The organism is Mycetohabitans sp. B3, from assembly GCF_021498065.1.
Classification (GTDB): Bacteria; Pseudomonadota; Gammaproteobacteria; order Burkholderiales; family Burkholderiaceae; genus Mycetohabitans.
This window is the reverse complement of sequence record NZ_JAHLKN010000184.1, coordinates 1-295: the sequence shown is the minus strand read 5'-3', so window position 1 is coordinate 295 and position 295 is coordinate 1. Positions and strand designations below refer to the sequence as shown.

Below are 295 nucleotides of genomic sequence, written 5' to 3'. Positions count from 1 at the left end.
CAACGCATCCAATGCCTGTTGCCATGCGGCCCGATCAAGTGGCCCGCGCACATGTAGCGCCAGCGGCATATGATACGACTCACTGACGCCCTCAAGCTGCGCGAGGAACCACAGCCGCTGCTGGGCAAACGATAGCGGCAATCTGCCTTCGCGCGACACCGGCGTGATCTCGGGCCGCGCCTCGGTGCCTTGTTGCCAGTGGGCTTCGAGCGCCGCGGCAAACGCGGCCAACGTGGGCGTCGCAAACAAGGTCGCCAGCGGCACGTCAGCGCCCAGTCCTCTGACCCGGTTCATC

1 protein-coding gene is annotated in these 295 nt (G+C 65.8%); it reads right to left on the bottom strand.

Features of this window, described 5'->3' with window-relative positions; genetic code table 11:
- Positions 1-295 (bottom strand): condensation domain-containing protein (locus tag KQH55_RS16195; RefSeq protein WP_235091689.1); only part of this gene is annotated, 295 nt, incomplete at both ends.